This window comes from Bacillus sp. EB106-07-01-XG149, from assembly GCF_058791555.1.
Genome location: NZ_JBYTDP010000005.1, coordinates 497 through 19,632 on the forward strand (window position 1 = coordinate 497; position 19,136 = coordinate 19,632).

The following is a 19,136-nucleotide window of genomic DNA, read 5'->3' on the forward strand; positions in this document are numbered from 1 at the left end:
AAGTACAGATCCAAAAGACCCAAGTACAGATCCAAAAGACCCAAGTACAGATCCAAAAGACCCAAGTACAGATCCAAAAGACCCAAGTACAGATCCAAAAGACCCAAGTACAGATCCAAAAGACCCAAGTACAGATCCAAAAGACCCAAGCACAGATAAAAATAGCGATTCACAGGTCCCACCTACTACAGAAAAGGATAAACCAACATTACTTCCTAACACAGGAGGAACATCAACAGAAATGATTTCTATTTTTGGAGGTATGCTATTGTTCCTTTTAGGTGGAAGTCTAATCGCTCGTCGACGAATAAAATAATAAAAGCTTTAGATCATTGATTACAACGTAATCTTAGTAGGACAAATAAAAAAATTACTATTAATATTGCTCCCTTCAGGCAAGTATTCAAAAACACTTCATGATAAAGTGAATGGAAGAATGCTACCTGAAGGGTATTTTTATAGAAAAAGAGAAATAGTTTCAAGATAGGCTCTATGAAGGCTATTATCCAATAAAATCAAGCTTAGAATACGGTGCCACATGTAATTTAGGATTAACGTTTTGTTCCATTCAGTTCTTGTTGAATGCATTGTCACTTTTATAGTTAATTTAGAAATAATATTCCGTAAAGCTGTTTTCTTCTGTAGTCGCAGCCATGTTTATTTCAGGAATAAAAATATTAGTTCCTGAAATAAACATTAAATTTAACGCAACTGTCGGAGTAATTTTTTCATGATAGAAAATCTTATTTGTTAGATGTAAAATTTTTGTTTTACATGCTAATATCATTTAATGGTATAGTTGAATGATTATAGTACAATTTGTATTATAAGAGATAAGTCGTATTAATATACATGCAATTATGCATATATTAGAATTTTGAATAGGTTAATATTGTTATGTAATAAAAAACTACCGATTAATCGGTAGTCTGAAATAGTATTAAGCAGCTTTCTGTTCTGTTTGAGTAACAGGTTTTTGAAGTGTATTATAAACTCCTGTCCCGATAACTTCTAATGCCATTTTCAAACGTTCAGGCGAAATGTTTTCTAACACATTATCTTGAGGTGTATGGTATACCTTCTCAATATGATAGATTAATGGATTCCAACTATCGACACCCATCCAAATAAATAGAGCGGCAGGAATACCGACTTCAGCAAACGGTACGTGATCACTAGAGCCGAATTTCCCTTGCAGTACGAGGTCATTATTTAATTGTTTACTTGCTTGTAAGGCCGCGTCTGTTACAAGGTTTGGAGAACCGTTAGGCGTCATAGCATATAAATTCTTTGCTTTATCGTAATTTGTTGCAACCATGTCTGCGTTAAAGACACCTAAAATTCGATCGCGTTCTTTTTGGGATAGACTATTAACGTAATAATCGGAGCCAAGTAAGCCACTCTCTTCAGAACCAAAAGCAATAAAACGAATTTCTTTATCAGTTTCTACATTTTGAAAAGCACGAGCTAATTCTAATATTAATCCTGTACCAGAAGCATTGTCGTTTGCTCCAGGTGCTCCAACGACACTATCATAGTGCGAACTTACAACGACAGCTTTTTCATTACCTGTACTATTTTTGGGTTTCTTTTTAGCGATGACATTAAGTGATGTTAAGTTAGATTCATGTCTCGCTTTTAGAGAAAGAAGAGTGGTCCCTTTTTTAGCGATTTCCTCTTTAAATGCATTTCCTTGTGCGTAAGCAAGACCAAAGACAGGGATAGACTGCTTTTTCGTTAGGCGAGGATTGAAGGTTTGTCCATAATTTCCGCGTCCGCCAATTAAACTGTATAAAAGGACACCTTTTGCTCCTTTGCTAACAGCATTTTCAACTTGTTTATTATAGTCTGAAACTGTTGTTCCTCTTTCAAATAGAACAATTTTTCCGTTTACTTCATTTGGGATATCCTCTAATTTTGTTCCACCTTGAACAAAGATAAGAGGAGCTGTAACAGCTTCTGTAGAAATTAGTGCGTTAGGGGCAGCGCCGGCTTGCCAATTACGCTTTGTGGATAATGGTGATTCAATAAATCCAACGTATTGATCCGGCACTTGAAATGGTTGATATTCTACTTCATAGCCCATTGATTTAAGCTGCATACCAACGTAGCGAGAAGCCCATTCTTCTGATTTTGTCCCACCAGGGCGAGGACCAATTGTTTCGGATAAGAAACGGATGTGTTCGATGGCGCGGCTTGCATCAACTTGTTTTGTGATAGGTGAAGTCTGTGTGATTTCTGATGTGGAATCAGCTTTGGCTTGTCCAATTGGAGCTAAGCTAACAGCGAGTGATACAGCAAGAAAAGAGCTTACTATTTTTTGTTTCAAAGATTTTTTCATTTTTTCCTCTCCTATTCTTCTATTCTCTCTGACTGACAAAAGAAGACGGATAACGACTTCATTTTACCGTTATCCTCATTAATTTTCAATATTCTGACATTGAGAAATAAAAAAACGCTATATGCATATTTGCATATTTTTGATGGAGATATGTATGCTATCATTTTAAATGAAGGTTCGCTTTCTGCATGGAAAGCTCCTACATTGCATGAATCTAGTGTACCCAAACTTTAGATTATGTAGAGAAAAGAATCCCATAGGGTTTCTTTTCTCATGTTTGAATCATGTGATGATAAATATGTTTCCGCATTTCATACTTATTATCAGTGATATATGTAAGGCATCCATATGAAAATACGAGGCTGTTCAAAGGTTTTCCGTACTTTTGGGCAGCCTCACCCCGTTAAAAGGACGATACTTTATGTATCGTCCTTTTTTTGCATAAAAAAACACCTAATCAAATGTTCACTTGATTAGGTGTGAAAAACTATTAATAATATTTTTTTCGTTTTGTAGCTAAAATACTTAACAAACCAGCTAGTAGAAGTAAGATGCCTACTGTTTGAGTAGGATCATTTTTGTGACCTGTATTTGGAAGTTCTTTACCCTTATTTCGGTCATCTTGCTGTTTGTTTATTTGTGTTTCAGGGTTTTCTTTTTCTAGTTCTTCGGAAGTTCCTTTACCATGTGTGTCAGGATTTCCTTTTTCTAGTTCTTCGGAAGTTTCTTTACCATGTGTGTCAGGATTTCCTTTTTCTAGTTTCTCAGAAGTTTCTTTCCCTGTTTCCCCTTCTTTATTAGGAGGAGTAACTGGTTTATCATCTCCACCTGATGAAGAATCGATTTTTTTATTTGAAACTGTAATTTGTAGTGGTGTAGCTTGAGCTTTTTCAATTGTAAAGTTTATTGGTGATGCATCTAATTGATAGCCCTCAGGAGCTTTTGTTTCCACTAACTGATAATTACCAGGTTTCAAATCGTTTACGATTAATTTACCATGCCCGTCTGTTTGTAAACCTTCTCGTACTACTTTTCCATCTTGATCTAAAATATTGAAAATGGCACCTTCAAGTGTTCCATGGTGATCCATATCAATTTTAGTTAACTCCATTGAACCTGTTGTTAAACTATTTAAAGCTGTAACAGAAGTAACTTGAGATTGTCCTTTCGTAATTGTGAAAGGAATTGGCTTAGCGCTTAAATCGTATCCAGTAGGAGCTTTCGTTTCAATAAACTGGTAGTCTCCAGGACGTAAATCAGAAACAGAAATTTTTCCATCTTTATCAGTAGTTAAATCAGAACGAACGTCGTTGCCGTTCATATCAACAATTTTAAAGATAGCACCTTCAAGAGTAGAGTTGTCAACGTCGTCAAGCTTAATTAATTCAACAGCGCCCTTAGTTAAGCTATTTGTAGCAGTAACAGAAGCTTTAGTCGTTTGACTTTTTTCAACAGTAAACTTGATAGGATTTTGATTTAAGTCGTAATGCTTAGGAGCCTTTGTTTCAATAAACTGATAGTCCCCCGGACGTAAATCAGAAACAGAAATTTTTCCATCTTTATCAGTAGTTAAATTAGAACGAACGTCGTGCCCGTTCATATCGACGATTTTAAATACTGCATCTTTAAGGACAGAACCGTCAAAGTCATCCACTTTAGAAAGCTCAACAGCGCCTTTCGTTAAGCTATTCGTAGCAGTAACGGAAGCGATTTTTTCTTGTCCTTTTTTAACTGTGAACTTAATAGGTGTTTCGTTTAAGTCATAGTGATTAGGAGCTTTTGTTTCGATAAACTCATAGTCTCCTGGTGGTAATTCATCCACAACTAAACGGCCGTTTTTATCAGTAGTTAAATCAGTACGGACATCGTGTCCATCCTTATTAACGATTTTAAATACCGCACCTTCAAGTGTTGTGTTTTCTTCAACATCGTCAACTTTAATTAACTCCACACTACCTTTCGTTAAGCTGTTCGTAGCTGTAACGAAGACATGTTTTGTTTGACTTCTTTCAATTGTGAACTTAATCGGCTCTTCATTTAAGTCATAATGTTTCGGAGCTTTCGTTTCAATAAATTGATAGTCTCCGGGTTGTAAGTCTTTAGCGATGATTTTTCCATCTTTATTGGTAACTAAATTCTTACGAATATCGTTACCGTTCATATCAGTAATTTTAAATACCGCACCTTCCAGCGTCTCTTTCGCATCTAGAGAGTCAACTTTCGTTAATTCCACGCCACCTTTAGTTAAGGCATTTTTAGCAGTAACGGAAACGTGAGCTGTTTGGCTTTTCTCGATAGTGAAAGGAATCGGTGTTTTATTTAAATCATAATCTTTAGGAGCTTTCGTTTCAACGAATTGATAATCTCCTGGTCGTAAATTAGAAGCAGAAATTTTCCCGTCTTTATCAGTAGTTAAATTCGTGCGAACAACTTTACCTTTCGCATCAATGATGTTAAATACTGCATCAGCAAGTTTTGTATCTGGATTTATATCATCCACTTTAATTAATTCAACAGCACCTTCAATTAAGCTGTTAGTAGCAGTGACTTGTAGCTTCTCTGCTTGGCTTTTCTTAATTGTAAATTTAAGCGGTGTACTATCTAATTTATAATGTTCAGGAGCTTTTATTTCAATAAACTGATAGTCCCCTGGACGTAAATCAGGAACAGAGATTTTTCCATCTTTAACAGTAGTTAAGTCAGTACGAACATCATTGTTTTTGTCATCAACAATTTTAAATACTGCGCCTTCAAGAGCTGTACCGTCGATATCATCCACTTTAGAAAGCTCTACCGCACCTTTTGTTAAACTATTTTTAGCAGTAACAGAAATCGGTTCAGCTTGTCCTTTTTCAATTGTGAAAGGAATAGGTTCTTTATTTAAATCGTAGTGTTTCGGAGCATTCGTCTCGATGAATTGATAATCACCAGGACGTAAGTCAGAAACGCTAATTTTACCTTGTGAATTTGTAGTAAGCTTCTCGCGAATTACAGTACCCTTCATATCAACAATGTTAAATACTGCGCCTTCAAGAGTAGTACCATCGATGTCGTCCACTTTAGTAAGGTCCACGCCGCCTTTTGTTAAACTATTTTTCATAGTAACAGTAGCGATATCTTTCTGGCTTTTCTCAACTGTAACTACAATTGGCTTTTTGTCTAAATCATAGTGTTTAGGAGCCGTTGTTTCGACAAATTGATACGTACCAGGACGCAAGTTTTCAACAATGATTTTTCCTTCACTGTTCGTTTTTAAATCCGTTTTAAGTACTTTCCCGTTTTGATCTAGTAAATTAAACACAGCATCGGCAAGTTTTGTTTGATCGTTTAAATCATCAACTTTAATTAATTCGATACTACCTTGTTTTAAACTATTATTAGCAGTTAAAGAAATAGTTTTCTTCTGTCCTTTTTCAATAGTGAAATTGATTGGTGTTTCATCTAAAACGTAATGCTTAGGAGCTTCTGTTTCGATGAATTGGTAATCACCAGGACGTAGGTCGTTAATTTCGATCTTCCCTTTACCATTTGTAACAAGGTCTTTATGAATTACAGTACCCCTCATATCAACGATGTTAAATACTGCACCTTCAAGGGTAGTGCCATCGATGTCATCTACTTTAGAAAGTTCCACTGCACCTTTTGTTAGAGCGTTTTTAGCCGTAACATGAAGAGTTTCAGTTTGGCTTTTCTTAATTGTAAATTCGATCGGTTTTTTATTTAAATCGTAATGTTCAGGAGCTATTGTTTCCACGAATTGATACGTACCAGGACGTAGATTTTCAACAATAATTTTTCCTTCATCATTTGTTTTTAAGCCTTCTTCAACTAGTTCTCCGTCTGCATCTAATAAATTAAATACAGCATTAGCGAGCTTTGTATCAGTATCAATATCGTCAATCTTTGTTAATTCCACGCTACCTTTTTTCAACGTATTTTTACCTGTAACAGTAATTTTTGCCGTTTGGTTTCGTTCAATTTTAAATGGAATCGGTGTCTCATCTAACACATAATGTTCAGGAGCAGCTATTTCAATAAACTGATAGTCTCCTGGACGTAAATTAGAAACAGAAATTTCACCATTGTCGTTTGTAACAAGGTTTGTGCGAACTTCTTTACCGTCCATATCAACAATTTTAAATACTGCATCTTTCAGCATTGTACGATCGATGTCATCAATTTTTGTTAAAATGACGCCGCCTTTCGTTAAGCTGTTAGTAGCGGTAACGGTAATGTTTTCTTGTTGACTTTTTCCGATAGTGAACGGAATAGGGTTTTTGCTTAAATCATAGTCTTTTGGAGCTTTTACTTCAATAAATTGATAGTCACCCGGGCGTAAATCAGAAGCAGAAACTTTACCCTGTTCATCAGTAGTTAACCCTTTACGAACGACCTTTTTCGTATCATGAGCATCAACAATTATAAATTCTGCACCTTTAAGTGTAACGCCATCAACGTCATCTACTTTAGTTAAAGTAACGCCACCTGTAAGTAAACTGTTTTTTACAATTACAGGGACTGGCAGATCATCCTTGCTACCTTTTTTAATCGTGAACTTAATAGGTGTTTGATCTAATTTATAATGTTCAGGAGCTGATGTTTCAATAAATTGGTAATCTCCTGGTGCTAAATCAGGAATAACTAGTACTCCATAATCATCTGTTTTTAAATCTTTTGCAATTTCTTTGCCAGTTGCGTCTTTTAATGTGAACACCGCGCCGGCAAGAGCAATACTACTTTCCACATCATCTTCTTTAATAAGTTTAACTTTTCCTTTCGTTAAACTATTTTTAAATGTAAGTGGAAGAAGTTTTTGTTGACCTTTTTCGATTGTAAATTCAATTGATTCTACATTTACGTCGTAATAAGTTGGAGCCTTTGTTTCGATAAGTTTATAGTTACCAGGACGTAAGTCATCTACAGCTAACATTCCTTTACTATTTGTAACAAGGTCCGTACGAACATCTTCATTCGTATCTCTATTAACGATTTTAAATACTGCACCTTCAAGTGTTTCCCTTTCATCTGCAGCATTTACTTTTGTTAATTCAATACCACCTTTTGTTAAGCTGTTTTTAGCAGTAACAGTAATTGGTGAAGTTCCTTGACTTTCTTTAATTGTGAACTCGATAGGCGTTGTATTTTTATCATAATACTTCGGTGCTGTTACTTCGATAAATTTATAATCGCCAGGGCGTAAGCCAGTAGCGATAGCTTTACCATCCGCACCAGTTTTTACATTTTCGCGAATGATTTTCTTTTCATCATGAGCATCAACAATTTTAAATACAGCACCCTCAAGAGCTGTACCATCGATATCATCAACTTTTGTTAATTCAACATCCCCTGGTTTTAAAGCATTTTCAGCTTTCACAAGTAGAGTTTCTTTCTGACTTCTATCGATTGTAAATTCAATAGGTTCTGCTCGTAAAACGTAATGTTCAGGAGCAGATGTTTCAATAAATTTATACGTACCAGGACGTAAATTACTAACTTTAAATTTCCCTTTTTTATCGGTAGTTAAGTTAGTGTGAGGGGGAACTTCATTATTATTAGCATCGACAAGTTTGAATACTGCACCTTCTAGCGGCTTTTTCTCACCAAACTCATCAACTTTTAATAATTCCACTTCTCCTGTTTTTAAACTGTTTGTTGCTGTAACGGTAGCTAAAGATTGTTGGCTTTTGTCAATTGTAAACGTAATAGGATCTGTGTTTAACGTATAATCCTGTGGAGCTTTCGTTTCAATAAATTTATATGTGCCAGGCTCTAAGTCTTTAACAGTAACGGTTCCATCTGCGCCAGTTTTTACATTTTCGCGAATGACTTTCTTTTCATCATGAGCATCAACAATTTTAAATACTGCGCCTTTAAGGGCAGTACCATCGATATCATCAACTTTAGTTAAAGTGACGCCACCTTTAATGAGGTGATTCGTCGCAGTAACAGTAACTGCTTTCTTTTGACTTTTTACAATTGTAAACTCAATTGGTTTTTTATCTATGTCGTAATCTTTCGGTGCTTTTTCTTCGACAAATTGATAGTCTCCAGGGAGTAAATCTTTTGCTTCGATTTGACCTTGGTCATTTGTCGTTAATTTTTCATAGCCGCGAATTACATTGTTATGTCGATCGCGTACACTGAACTCCGCGCCTGCTAAAGTTTTTCCATCTTTATCGACTTTGGTTAAGATGGCCGATCCTGGAATCAAACTGTTTGTTGCAGGTCGGTTTATTACTGTTGTTTGATCTTCCTCAATTTTGAACTCAATCAGTCGACCATCTAATTTATAATGCTCAGGAGCAGTTGTTTCTTGTAAATAGTAAGTTCCTGGTTTTAAATTATCTACAGTAATTTGTCCTTTATCATTTGTTGTTAATTTTTTATGTTCAGGAATGACTTGTTTGTTTTGATCCAGTAAAGAGAAAACAGCATGTTCAAGTTTTTCCCCGCTCTTAGCATCAGTTTTTGTAAGTACTACTTTCCCGACAAATTTCTTATTTGTAAGGGTATATTTTGTAATTTCTTCAGAACCTAGCTCAACAAGTATACCTTCTCTTAATTCTTTACTAATTACATAACCTTTAGGTGCTTTCGTTTCTTTAATCATATATTTATCGCGTCGTAAGTTGTTAAACTTAGCGACACCATCATCACCTGTTGTAATTGGTCGAATAGCGGTTGTACCTGTTTGATCATATAAAGTAAATTCTGCTCCGGCTAATCGTACTTTTTGATCTTTGTCATCAACCTTTATAATTTGAAGGCTTCCGCGTCCTTTGTTAGCAGAACCACCTCCAGATCCAGAAGATACTTTAACTACCTTTTCTTCTGTTGTTTCAACCTGGGTTAATGTTAAACGATTACCAGTAATCTTTACTTTATTGCTCACTGTTTCATTATTGTCTGCATTAATGAGTGAGCGATATTCTAAAATATAAGCATGATCGATGGTATGAAGAAAATCAACTTTAAATTGTTGTTTTCCTGTATTGTTGTCTGTTGTTACTTTGAGTTTATAGTCTGTTCCTTCTTTTAATTCATTTGTTGTATCTTTCGTTAAAGTGCCATCCACGGCTACTGTTGTCGGATATAGGTGGAGGGACTTTTCATCAAGAATTTGATTGTCTGTCGGATCATCCGTTACGACAGCATTTTCAATAGTTGATTGACTCGCATTAATGGAAATGCTCCAATCAATGTACTTGTCATTTTGCTTTGCTGTTTTCGTAACACCGCTACCACCGTTTTTGATCTCAAATGCACCATGGATAGTAGTAACAGTTTTCGATCCATCTTTTACATCGGCATAATTATCGTAGCGCTTATTAATTTGTTCGCCTGCGAGTGAAGTTTTAAAACTAATATAATACGCAGAATTAATTTCATTTTTAAAATGAACCGTTAATGTATTGTTGTTATCTTTTGTTGGAGTTTCTATCGTATATTCGCTAGATGGAACAGGATCACCTAATTCAAATCCATGTGCACCACCAGTTAATTTCATATGTCGAATTTCAATAGATTCCGGTATTAATTTTTGGTTATCTCTTAATACGTCAACAATAGAAGGATCTTTAATCGTCCTATTATTATAGTTAAATCCAATGTCCCATTTGATTTCTTTCGTTTGGGCATTGTAAGAACCGTATTTAAATCCGTTTCCTTTTGTGTAGTAATCAGGATCAAATGTATCATCAGATGAACTATTGTTCTTGTTATCATTTATGTCTATCCATGATAAATTTGCTGTATTTTTGAAGGATTTATTATCTTTCTCTTTGGATAGATTTTCGTAATTAAAGTCTGTTGTGTATGTGATAGTTAAAGTTTTATCCATATTAGACTTATAATCACCAGTTAGTTTCACTTCAAATCCCTTATCTGTTACATGAAGTGTGTAATCAAGATTTGGATTAAGCTCTCTCGATCCATCTGTAATTTTGAAACTATTTTCCTGTAATGCTAGGCCACCAAAGTCAAACGTATCAGTAATAACAGCGTCGTTTAACACGTAGTTGTTATCATTTACAATAATTGTCCATGTTGTTGTTTTCTTATTGTAATCCGTATCTTTTTTATTATGTTTCTTTATGATGTTTTGTTGTTTTAAAGTAACTTTGTTTGTTTTACTCCACTTACCATCTGCGATAATTTTATTTTCGATTTCGCCATCTTTTATGACGTCACTCGTAGCTTTCGATGTATAAGTAATGACATAGGCGCTATTGATATCTTCAGTAAACTGTAAATCAAATCCATCATCGGTTTCCTTTACAGTAAAGTTTGTGGCGTTGTCACCTGTAACAAGTTTTCCTGTATTATCATAAGAAGCATTTTTTACTACGATAGAATTTTTATCAACTTTATGAGATTTATCCAAAACATCTTTTAAAAGAGCATCAGCTTTTTTAATATCTCTCTGGTCACCGTTATAAGTGATTGTCCATTCGATTGTTTGTGTTTTTGGATTGTACTTGCTAGTTTTCTCTAGATGTGTACCACGTGAAACAGTTACAGTTGCATTTGTTGATACACTATCTTGATTATCACTAGATACTTTTGCATTGTTTTTGAAACTTGTAATACTTTCATCTGTAATCTTTGTCGCATATTCTATTTCATATGCTTTATTCGTTTCCTTTTTAAAGGCGATATTTAATTTATCAGGGGATGAAGTAAGTTCATATTCTTCCTTAGGAACTTCTGCACCACGAGTTGTGTTCCCATTAATATCCACTTCTAAATAGTAAACCTTAATAGAATCTTCGTTAAGGCTAGCCCCATTTGGAATGTTATCTTGAAAGACGGCATTTGTAAGCTTATCTTTTGTCTTGTTCATTTCTACTTTCCAATTAATTTGATTCGTATTAATTGGTCTATCGGGTACACCCTTTTTATTTACAGATTCCTTTACATTTGGTTTGAAATCAAGCTCAATAATAACGTCTTTTTCTTTAATTGGGAAAGGGATTTTTTGTTCAGTAGTACCTGTAATTTTTACTTTATTAAATTCCGTACCAACCTTTAAATCACCAGCTATATTGGGATGGTCTTCAACGTACTCGTTAAAAGTCATAGTTACTTTTCCATCTAACCCAACAACGAATTCCCCAATCACCTGTCCTGTTCCATCAACTAAGGTTTCTGTAATGGTGTTGTGAACGATAAAATATTCTGGGAGTTGGAAAGTATAGTAATCTCCCTTTTTTACTTTTAATGACTCTAAAATTTCCCATGTAAATTCGATATTAGCAGTAGAATCGGGATTGGGACGATTATCCGTATCATTAAATGGTTTCCCGTCTTTATCTGTCAATTTTACGCCTGTTAAAATATTTTCTGTAATTTGCTTAGGTGATGGATCCGGATTCTCAACAGGATTCTCCGTAGGTTGCTGAGCATCGGCGTTCTTTTTCTCTACCACAGGTTGCTCTGCGTCGCCGTTCTTTTGCGTTTCCGTAGGTTGCTGAGCATCGGCGTTCTTTTTCTCTACCGCAGGTTGCTGAGCATCGCCATTCTTTTTCTCTACCGCAGGTTGCTGAGCATCACCGTTCTTTTGCTCATCCGTAGGTTGTTGGGCAGTATCCTTATTCGTAGTAGGTGAAGCTGGGTTATCTACTTGAACAGGAACTGAAATAGACTTAGCTGTTGTGCCTAGAGGGAATGAGAGTTGAACAGATTTTGCACCAGGTTTTAAATCAGGATTGAATACTGTATCAAAATTGATTTTTCCGCTAGCACTTTTGGAATCCTTTGCTTGATCGTTAAATACTAGTTTCATTTTGTTATCGTTTGCTGTAACAAAATATTGACCAATAATTTGCTGATCTGCCGTCAGATTTCCTTGTTGATTACTTTTAACTTTTAATGCGTTAGGTATTTGGAGCACTGCTGAGTCTGTTTGTTGATCTTTTATTGACCAAGCATATTCTAGGTGAATGGTTGATCCTACTTGTATTAAGTTTTTAGGATTTAATGCTTCGTCAATAATATGATTCGTTGCATCTTTCATTTCAACAGTGTCAAATAATGAATTACCTGTTAATGTTTCCGCTTTTACTTGATTGTATGGAAAACTAGCAAGCTGCGAAAATAGTACGAATACAATTAAACATATATTGAAAAGTTTTTTCATTGTGTCTCCTTTATGAATCCTTCTATTGCATAAAAATACTTTGTGAAGGGATTATTTGTCATGGATCAATGTGCTTTACGTGATTCCTCCTTTACTGCATATACTCTCTAGGAAAAGTATTCATATTCGATGCTTTGTAACGTAAAATAAATGTATATTTTAATAATATAGGGAGTGAATATACAATTTTCGACAAAAAATGTCGAAAAAAATACTGATAAGGAATGATATCAGACCTTTATAGGATGTGACTTGTTACGTGGTTCTTTATAAAATAGGTACATACAAAAAATATGCAGTGGAATGCTTAAACTATTTTATAATGATCTATATTCTTGCAATGTGCAAAGAATCGTTATAAAGGTGAGTTTTACGATACATGCTAACCAAAATAATGTATCCCATTGTAAAAAAAGTCTTTCGTATTGAGGTAGTAATAAAATGTAGCTTGAATTTGGTCAGGATGAAGAAAATATGTACTATCTAAAAGAGTATACAATTCGTAGATTAAAGCGAAGATAGCGTTTTATAATAAATAGAACGCGTTACTTTAATCGATGCTATTAAACAAAAAAAGAAGGTACTCCCTTGATCATCTTTTATGAGAGATAATCATCAATAACCTTCGTTAAAAATTATATACGTAAATGAAAAAGAGTTCAACCGTATTGCCTCTTTTCAAAAAAGTATGTAAAAAGAACCGCTTCCTACTAAGAAGCGGTTCTTTTTTATATTTCTGTTAAAATAATCGGTTCGCCGCGTGTTACAACAACTGTATGTTCACATTGTGCAACAAGGCTTTTATCAGGTGTAACGAATGTCCAACCATCGTCACCGCGCTCAATAATGTGATCAGCTTTCATAGAAATGAATGGTTCTACAGCGATAACAAGACCGTCTTTTAGAAGCGCATTATCCATTGGGTCAAAGTAGCTTAAAATGTGGTTCGGTGCTTCATGTAAGCTAAGACCAATACCGTGACCAGTTAAGTTTTGAATTACATTATATCCATTTTTATGTGCAAAGTTTGAAACAGCACGACCAATTTGGTTTTGTTTGGAACCAGCCTTCACCTTTTTCATTGCTGCCCAAAATGCATCAACCGCTGCTTGGCAAAGCTTTTCTTTTGCTTCATCTTCTCCAAGTACAAATGAAATACCTGTATCTGCATAATAGCCATCAAGTGCAGCAGATACGTCGACATTTACTAAGTCGCCTTCTTTTAATACGCGATCTCCTGGAATACCGTGAGCAACTTCTTCGTTTACACTAATACAAGTTACACCTGGGAAATCATATTCTTTTTCAGGTGCAGAAATAGCACCATGCTCATCTAATACTTTTTTACCAATCAAATCAAGCTCTTTCGTTGTCATACCTGGCTTCGCTTCTTTTTTCATTTCTTCACGTGCAAGTGCAACGATGCGGCCGATTTTTCGTAAGCCTTCTAAATCTTGTTCATTACGAATAATCATGAAAACCACTGTCCTTCCTCGAATATATATCTTACCCGATTGTATCATGTTTATTTTCGTCCTGCTACTCGCTTGCGGTATGTAGGTTGATTCCTCTCATAAGGAATACATGACAATTGTCATATCAATGTCATGACGCATCATACTGTTTCCTAAGTTTTCCAACACATACAATGTAAATATAAGAAACAGCGGGGGTGGAGAGATGGAAAAGGTTATAGAAGTAAATGGTGTTTCTAAAACATTTAAATATAAAAAGGCAGTAAATAACGTCTCATTTTATGTGAATAAAGGAGAAATTGTAGCACTACTTGGACCGAATGGTGCAGGGAAAACGACGACGATGTCGATGATGCTTGGATTAAAGGATCCGACGGAAGGAACTGTTTCTATATTTGGAAAGAGTCCCAAGCATAGAGATGTTCGTAATAGCCTCGGTGCGATGCTACAAGAAGTAAGTGTGATTGATAGCATTACAGTAGAAGAGGCAATTGAGTTATTCCGTAGTTATTATACGAATCCGGTAGCGAAAGAAACGTTGCTACAGTTATCAAATTTAGAATCGGAGCGAAAGCAAAGATGTGAGAAATTATCAGGTGGACAAAAAAGAAGGTTAAACTTTGCACTCGCACTTGCAGGAAATCCAGATTTGCTATTTTTAGATGAGCCGACAGTTGGGATGGATATTACGTCTCGAAGAACGTTTTGGGAAACAATTCGAAAGTTAGCAAGTGAAGGGAAAACAATTATTTTAACGACGCACTATTTAGAAGAAGCGGATGCATTGGCGAATCGTATTTTATTGTTTGCGAATGGAAAGATTATCGCAGATGGTACACCAGATGAGATGAAGGCAACGATTTCGCGAAAAACAATCAAGTTTTATTCGAAGGAAAGTATTCCTGCAAAATTACTAAAAGAATTACCGAGCGTAACAGAAGTACAATTAAACGAAGGGCACTTCACTTTAACAACTGAAGATACAGATGAAACTTTAAAAGCGATTTATCAAAAGAACTTACCTGTAACAGATGTTTCAGTTGAACGTGGAAGTCTTGATGAAGCATTTGAACAGTTTGTCGCAAATCAGGAGGAGGGAATCGCATGAGAGCCTTATGGATGCAATGCAAAATAGAAATTTTACGTACGTTTCGTAATAAATTGTTTATCTTTTTCTCATTACTAATGCCAGTTATGTTTTACTATATTTTCACAAATGTTATTCAAGTGCCACAAAACGGAGATGCTTGGAAAGCTCATTATTTAATCTCAATGGCGACGTTCAGTATTGTAGGGACGGCACTTTTTAGTTTCGGTGTAAGGATTTCTCAGGAAAAGGGGCAAGGGTGGACACATTTGTTGAAAATTACACCACTTCCAGAGGGGGCATATATAACAGCCAAAATCATCGCTCAAACTGTAGTGAATGCTTTTTCAATCTTAGTTATCTTTATCGCAGGAATATTAATTAATCATGTCGAGTTAACAGTAGGGCAATGGATTGGCGCTGGATTATGGTTGCTGTTAGGTGTAACACCATTTTTAGCGTTAGGAACAGTAATAGGTTCTATTAAAAAGGCAGATGCAGCAGCCGGTTTAGCGAATATTTTAAATATGAGTCTAGCTGTAATTGGCGGGCTATGGATGCCAATTGAAGTATTCCCAAAAATATTAAGAACGATTGGTGAATGGACACCAACATATCACTTCGGAAGCGGTGCATGGGATATTGTAGCTGGGAAATCCGTTGGTTGGGAAAATATCGCGGTATTAGGAGGTTATTTCCTTATATTTGTTGTAGTATCAATATATATAAGAAAAAGACAGGAAGCGGTATAAATGATAGAGAAGAAGAGGATTGAGATTTTTCCGAAACATATGGGTTTCTTCCCGTATATGTGGTTCGTGTATCTGTTATTTCCAATTTACCATTTAGTGCAGGCGTCAGGGTGGAAGCTTGTAATTGGAAGCGGTATGCTGATAGTTTTTATTATCACATACCGTCAGCTTTATTTTGTGCAGAGGACGTTCGTTTTTTGGGCATGTATTCAAATGGTACTTATCTTTTTATTTGCTTTATTTTACAATCCTTTCATGATATTCTTTGGCTTTTTCACCGCAAGTGCGATGGGATTTACGCCAAATAAGAAAGTGTTTCGAGTGCTATTATGTTTGCTAGTTATAATGCTGGGGGCATTTTTATTTGTAAATATGAATCAACTAACAACTACAAGTTTAGTAAATATTGTTCCAATGTTTATTTTAATGCTTCTTACACCATTCGGAATGCGCAACTTTAATCAAAAAAAGATGTTAAAGAATCAATTAAACGAAGCAAACGAACAAATTAAAGACTTAGTAAAACGTGAAGAACGTCAGCGGATTGCAAGGGATCTTCATGATACATTAGGACATACGTTATCACTCATTACTTTAAAAAGTCAGCTCGTGGAGAAGTTAATTGTAAAAAATCCAGAGCGCGCAAGTGTGGAAGCGAAGGAAATTACACAAACATCCCGCACAGCATTAAAGCAGCTAAGAGAATTAATTTCGGATATGCGTATGATTACAGTAGAAGAAGAGCTAGAGCAAATAAGGGCGATCTTACAAGTGGCTAATATCGAACTAGAAGTGAAGCAGGAAGCAAGTTCGAGTTCGTTATCACCAATTGAGCAAAATATTGTTGGAATGTGTTTACGGGAGGCTGTGACGAATGTTGTAAAGCATAGTAAGGCAACACGTTGCACAGTTTCTGTTTTAGAATCACAAGGTGAATTAATTTTGACAGTAGAAGATAATGGAATTGGTTTAGCAGATCAAAACCATGATGGAAATGGCATTCGTGGCATGAAAGAACGCATCGCTCTTATTGATGGGTTTGTTGAACTGGGTACGATAAATCCAGGGACACTATTAACAGTAAAAGTTCCAGTTGTTATTAGAACAGGAAAAGATGAGGTGAGGGCATGATTCGAATTATTATTGCAGAAGATCAGCGGATGCTTCGTGGTGCATTAGGGGCCCTACTGGATCTAGAAGATGATATTGAAGTAATTGGGCAAGCTGCGAACGGGGAAGAGGCGTTAAAACTAATTGAATCGCTAAAACCTGATGTAAGCATTATGGATATTGAAATGCCAATTCAAAGCGGATTAGATGTTGCGGAAACGTTACAGAAAGAAAAATCAGCATGCAAAGTAATGATTTTAACAACATTTGCGCGCCCTGGATATTTTGAACGAGCAATGAAAGCTGGCGTGCACGGATATTTATTAAAAGATAGCCCAAGTGAAGATTTAGCTGCAGCGATTCGTAATGTAATGAAAGGAAAGCGAGAGATTTCTCAAGATTTAATGTTCGGCTTATGGCAGGAGCAAAATCCGTTATCAGATCGTGAAAAAGAAGTATTGCTACTTGCGAAAGAAGGAAAGACGGCAAATGAGATTGCGAAGGCACTTTATCTTTCACCTGGAACAGTGCGTAATTATATTTCTGAAGTATTAACGAAGCTCGATGCGAAAAATAGAATTGAGGCAATTACAATTGCGGAAGAAAAGGGATGGATATGAAAAGAAGTTTACCTATGAGTGGTAAACTTCTTTTTTCTTATAAACAACGGTTTCATTAGAGAATTCTGTCTCAGATGAATCGATTGGAATTTGAAGAGTAGTACGTAATGAAGATTTTACTTCATTTTTCGACAAAAAATTTGTTATAGTTAGATTAGGGTATTGGTCTAAATCTTGGACAACCTTGCCACTAACAGTTGTAATTACTCCATTTTTATCTACTTTTCTATATATTTTATAGTTTTTGTAAGTTTGTGCAAGGCGAACTTCGGTTTAATTTTCTTTTGTTTCTTTATTTGTAGGTTGGGAATCTACATTCATTTCAGTTGTCATTCACCCTTGTTGAGCTTTAGCCTCGTTTATCTCACCCCTTAAATACTTTTTCGCCATATTTTTCGTATCATTTTGAGGTTGTGTAATTTTTTAAGCGTTAAACTAGGCTAAGCAATTTCAATTTTTACTTCATTTTTATCTAGTTTTTGGGTGTGAATAGCTTCTGCTGATAAAGGATAAAGAAGACCGAATGTAACGAAGGCACGGGCAAATATTCTATAATTTATCTATAAAACTACTAATCTATTATTGTATGTGAGATGGATTGTATGAAGAATTTGCCGAATTTTATATATATTATGCATTATTTCATATCAAAAATTGTCGAATTCACATTATGGTAGTGGTATGACAACTTAAAAAATTAGATTGTTATAATGGGATGGTGAGTAAGTATGCACGCAGAAAAATTAGGAAGTGAAATTAAGAAGATTAGGGTAATGAGGGGATTAACACAAAAACAGTTATCCGATAACATATGTCATCAATCGGAAGTGAGTCGAATTGAATCGGGCGCGGTATACCCAAGTATGGATATATTACAAGGTATCGCAGCAAAATTACAAGTTCCAATTATTCACTTTTATGAGGTACTTATTTATTCTGATATTGAAAGAAAAAAACAGTTTAAAGATCAAGTCATTATGCTGTGTAAGCAAAAAAAATATAAAGAGATTTATAATATAGTATGGAATGAGCTAAAAAAGGAAGAATATCATCCTGAATTCCAGCAGTTTCTTCAATGGCAATATCATGTAGCAGCATACATATTGAAGAAAATTGATTACGAATATTGTATTTTAGAATTGAAAAAATTGTTAAATCAACAATTAGCTGGAATAGACGTATACCAAAATCTCTATATAGAAAATGCAATTGCAAATATTTATGCTGAAAATAATTATTTTAAGAAAAGTATTGAGTTATTTGAAGATATATTAAAACAATTAGAGACATTGCATGATAATGAAGAATTCGACGTGAAGGTAAGATATAATCATGCAAAAGCATTATACTTAGACGAGCAATATGAGGGGTCACTTTATCAAGTAAATAAAGCAATTGAAATATCATGCCGAATTAATAGTATGGCATTAATTGGACAGCTATATTATCAAAGAGGCGAATGCCTAGGAAAATTGGGGTATGATGAGGCAGAGATTGAAGATGCATATAAAAAGGCAAGTTTCTTTTTTGATATATTAGAAATGCATGCATATAAAGAAGCGCTCGCAGATAAAATCAGTAGATAGATAACCTAAAAAATGGATATGCATAAT

9 protein-coding genes and 1 pseudogene are annotated in these 19,136 nt (G+C 35.2%); 6 read left to right on the top strand and 4 right to left on the bottom strand.

The features are described 5' to 3' along the window. On the top strand, window positions 1-316 hold a 316-nt coding region (locus tag AC3WTA_RS19795), incomplete at its 5' end, for an LPXTG cell wall anchor domain-containing protein (protein WP_492332972.1). Window positions 317-940: 624 nt separating this feature from the next. Here the strand turns inward: AC3WTA_RS19795 and AC3WTA_RS19800 are convergent. From AC3WTA_RS19800 to map, 3 genes are all read right to left on the bottom strand, one after another. After that, window positions 941-2,341, bottom strand: coding sequence for a M28 family metallopeptidase (locus AC3WTA_RS19800; RefSeq protein ID WP_492332973.1), 1,401 nt, complete (start codon window positions 2,339-2,341; stop codon window positions 941-943). A gap of 490 nt (window positions 2,342-2,831) precedes the next feature. Beyond that, on the bottom strand, window positions 2,832-12,479 hold the full coding sequence (locus tag AC3WTA_RS19805) for a SpaA isopeptide-forming pilin-related protein (RefSeq protein WP_492332974.1): 9,648 nt from the start codon (window positions 12,477-12,479) through the stop codon (window positions 2,832-2,834). A 728-nt stretch (window positions 12,480-13,207) separates the two neighbouring features. Next, a complete protein-coding gene (gene map / locus AC3WTA_RS19810) occupies window positions 13,208-14,002 on the bottom strand; it encodes a type I methionyl aminopeptidase (RefSeq protein ID WP_002096176.1) in 795 nt (264 codons plus the stop codon). A gap of 157 nt (window positions 14,003-14,159) precedes the next feature. Here map and AC3WTA_RS19815 point away from each other — a divergent pair, with 157 nt between their 5' ends. From AC3WTA_RS19815 to AC3WTA_RS19830, 4 genes are read left to right on the top strand one after another with little or no spacing between them, the layout of a single operon-like run. After that, a complete protein-coding gene (locus tag AC3WTA_RS19815; RefSeq protein ID WP_000416603.1) occupies window positions 14,160-15,062 on the top strand; it encodes an ABC transporter ATP-binding protein in 903 nt (300 codons plus the stop codon). After that, window positions 15,059-15,793: an ABC transporter permease gene (locus AC3WTA_RS19820; RefSeq protein WP_001202423.1), complete on the top strand. Its 735-nt coding sequence runs from the start codon at window positions 15,059-15,061 to the stop codon at window positions 15,791-15,793. Before AC3WTA_RS19815 ends, AC3WTA_RS19820 begins: the two co-directional genes overlap by 4 nt. After that, the gene (locus AC3WTA_RS19825; RefSeq protein ID WP_000570623.1) at window positions 15,794-16,924 is read left to right on the top strand and encodes a sensor histidine kinase; all 1,131 of its coding nucleotides are present in this window, start codon (window positions 15,794-15,796) and stop codon (window positions 16,922-16,924) included. Continuing rightward, window positions 16,921-17,523 (top strand): response regulator transcription factor, encoded by a 603-nt coding sequence (locus AC3WTA_RS19830; RefSeq protein WP_000619263.1) that lies wholly within the window; start codon window positions 16,921-16,923, stop codon window positions 17,521-17,523. The genes AC3WTA_RS19825 and AC3WTA_RS19830 overlap by 4 nt, the downstream gene beginning before the upstream one ends. Window positions 17,524-17,538: 15 nt before the next feature. On the opposite strand, the pseudogene AC3WTA_RS19835 reads toward AC3WTA_RS19830, so the two are convergent. Next, window positions 17,539-18,083: pseudogene (locus AC3WTA_RS19835) on the bottom strand (M4 family metallopeptidase); the annotation flags it as partial. Window positions 18,084-18,251: 168 nt separating this feature from the next. On the opposite strand from AC3WTA_RS19835, the gene plcR reads away from it, so the two are divergent. Beyond that, window positions 18,252-19,109 carry a transcriptional regulator PlcR gene (plcR, locus tag AC3WTA_RS19840; RefSeq protein WP_000542914.1) on the top strand — a complete coding sequence of 286 codons (858 nt, stop codon included), beginning with the start codon at window positions 18,252-18,254 and terminating at the stop codon, window positions 19,107-19,109. Window positions 19,110-19,136 lie beyond the last annotated feature (27 nt).

Coding starts and splice junctions, on each gene's coding strand:
- AC3WTA_RS19800 (WP_492332973.1), bottom strand. CDS start 2,341: ATGAAAAAATCTTTGAAACAAAAAATAGTAAGCTCTTTTCTTGCTGTA.
- AC3WTA_RS19805 (WP_492332974.1), bottom strand. CDS start 12,479: ATGAAAAAACTTTTCAATATATGTTTAATTGTATTCGTACTATTTTCG.
- map (WP_002096176.1), bottom strand. CDS start 14,002: ATGATACAATCGGGTAAGATATATATTCGAGGAAGGACAGTGGTTTTC.
- AC3WTA_RS19815 (WP_000416603.1), top strand. CDS start 14,160: ATGGAAAAGGTTATAGAAGTAAATGGTGTTTCTAAAACATTTAAATAT.
- AC3WTA_RS19820 (WP_001202423.1), top strand. CDS start 15,059: ATGAGAGCCTTATGGATGCAATGCAAAATAGAAATTTTACGTACGTTT.
- AC3WTA_RS19825 (WP_000570623.1), top strand. CDS start 15,794: ATGATAGAGAAGAAGAGGATTGAGATTTTTCCGAAACATATGGGTTTC.
- AC3WTA_RS19830 (WP_000619263.1), top strand. CDS start 16,921: ATGATTCGAATTATTATTGCAGAAGATCAGCGGATGCTTCGTGGTGCA.
- plcR (WP_000542914.1), top strand. CDS start 18,252: ATGCACGCAGAAAAATTAGGAAGTGAAATTAAGAAGATTAGGGTAATG.